Raw genomic sequence first — 2,579 nt, forward strand, 5'->3', positions numbered from 1 at the left:
CTGCGCTTCCTCACCCAGCACCGCGTCGAACGGCTCTTCCTCCCCTTCGTCGCGCTCCAATCCCTGGCCGACGCGGCGCGCACCGCCACGGAACTCCCCCCTCTCAACGAGGTCATCACCGCGGGTGAGCAGCTTCAGGTGACTCCCGCGCTCGTCTCCTTCTTCGAGCGGCTCCCCGACTGCGTCCTCGAGAACCAGTACGGCCCCTCGGAGACCCACGCCGCCAGCGCATGGCGCGCATCCGGGACTCCCTCTCCCTGGCCTCCGCTGCCTCCCGTCGGAACGCCGCTGCCTTCGACCCAGGTGTACGTGTTGGATCCGCGTCGGGAGCCATGTCCCATCGGAGTCCCAGGGGAGCTATTCATCGGCGGTGAAGGACTCGCGCACGGCTACCACGCTCGCCCGGACCTGACCGCCGAACGCTTCGTCCCCTCCCCCTTCAGCTCCACGCCGGGGGCTCGCCTCTACCGCACGGGCGACAAGGCGCGCTGGCTCGCGGATGGGCAACTGGAGTTCCTGGGCCGCCTCGACGGCCAGGTGAAGCTGCGCGGCTTCCGCGTCGAGCTGGGCGAAGTGGAGGCCGCCCTCCGCGCCCTCCCTGGCGTCCGTGACGTGGTCGCCCTTGTCCGCGAGGACACCCCGGGCTCCAGGCGGCTCGTCGCCTACGTCGTCCACCCCGAAGCCTCCTTCTCACCCGAGGCGCTTCGCCACGCCCTCGCCCGTCGTCTGCCCGAGTACATGCTGCCCTCCGCGCTCGTGCGCATGGACCTCCTCCCCCTCACTCCCAGCGGCAAGGTGAACCGCAACGGGCTGCCCATACCGACGGAGGACGCGGCGGCGGGAGCGGAGTTCAGGGCTCCGCTGACGGCGGTGGAGAAGGTGATCGCCGACATCTGGGCGTCGCTGCTCGGGCTTCCGCGCGTGGGCACGCAGGACCACTTCTTCGAGCTGGGCGGACACTCGCTGCTCGCCACGCAGGTCGTCTCCCGCCTGCGGGAAGCCTTCCAGGTGGAGCTCTCGCTGCGAGTCCTCTTCGAGGCGCCCACCGTCGCGGAACTCGCCGCACGGCTGGAGGACCTGCTGCATGGCACGCGACGGCGCCCCATCCCGGCGCTCGTGCCGCAGCCTCGCGGAGAGCGGATTCCGCAGTCGTTCTCCCAGCAGCGGCTGTGGTTCATCTCTCAGCTCGACACCAGCGCCCACGCCTACAACGTCCCCCTGGCCACACGGCTTCGGGGAGCACTGGATGCGCGAGCCCTGGAGCAGGCGCTCGGAGCCCTCATCCGGCGTCATGAAGTCCTGCGCACCACGTTCGATGAAGTCGACGGGCAGCCGGTGCAGCGCATCAGTCCCGCATGGGACTTCACCGTGCGGCGGGAGGACGTGGGTCCAGCGGATGCAGCGGCACTCCAGCGCTGGGTGGAAGCCGAAGCGCATCTGCCTTTCGACCTTCGGCGAGGTCCCCTGGTCCGGGCCACGCTGTCGCGGCTGGCCGAAGACGACCACGTCCTGGTCCTCAACTTCCATCACAGCGTCTTCGATGGGTGGTCCATCGCCGTGCTCCAGCGCGAACTGGACGCGCTCTATCTCGCGCGGCGCCAGGGCACGGAAGCCTCGCTCCCGCCCATGCCCCTCCAATACGCGGACCACGCCTTGTGGCAGCGCGACGCGTTGCAGGGCGACGTGTTGGAAGAGCAGGTGTCGTGGTGGCGTGAACAGCTCGCGGGGGTTCCCCCTGTCCTGGACCTCCCCACCGACAAGCCGCGTCCGCCCGTGCAGACGTTCCACGGCGCGTACCTCCAGAGACCTCTCTCATCAGCGCTCTCCAGCGCGCTCATCGCACTGGGGCAACGGGAGGGCACCACGCTGTTCATGACGCTCCTGGCGGGCTTCCAGGCCCTGCTGTCTCGCTACAGCGGCCAGGAGGACATCGTCGTCGGCTCGCCCATCTCCGGCCGCAACCGCAGGGAGGTGGAAGGCCTCATCGGCTTCTTCGTCAACACGCTCGTCCTGCGCACGGAGGCTTCGAGCTCGCGCTCCTTCCGCCAGCTCCTGCGCCGGGTGCGTGAGAGCTGCCTGGGAGCCTTCGCCCATCAGGATCTCCCATTTGAACAGCTCGTGGACGCGCTCAAGCCTCCGCGCGACCTGAGCCGTGCGCCCCTGATCCAGACCCTCTTCGTCCTCCAGCAGGCCGCCGTGCCGCTGTCGTTGCCCGGCCTCCAGGCGGAGGAGGTTCCGTTCCAGACAGGCGTCTCCCGCTTCGACCTCATGCTCTTCGTGCGCGAGTCAGAGCAGGGGCTGACGGCGTTCTGGGAGTACAACACCGCGCTCTTCGAGGAGGCGACCCTCGACCGGATGGCCGCGCACTACATGCGGCTGCTCGAAGGCGCGGTCCGCGATCCGGAGAGCCCCCTGGCGGCCCTGCCGCTCCTCTCCGAAGAAGAACGGAGGCAGGTCATCGTGGCGTGGAACGCCGCGCAGGACCTGTCCTTCGAGCCCGGGCTCATCCATGCGTGGGTGGAGGCCCAGGTCGCGCGGACACCGGATGCGGTCGCCGTCACGAATGGAGTCGACTCCCT

General features: G+C 69.4%; 1 protein-coding gene. It reads left to right on the forward strand.

Annotated elements, in window-relative coordinates; translation table 11 throughout:
• Window positions 1-2,579: condensation domain-containing protein (locus tag FOF48_RS36090; protein WP_143909542.1), on the forward strand; the 2,579-nt coding region annotated here is incomplete at both ends.

It is taken from the genome of Corallococcus sp. Z5C101001 (assembly GCF_007352635.1).
GTDB classification, from domain to species: Bacteria; Myxococcota; Myxococcia; order Myxococcales; family Myxococcaceae; genus Corallococcus; species Corallococcus silvisoli.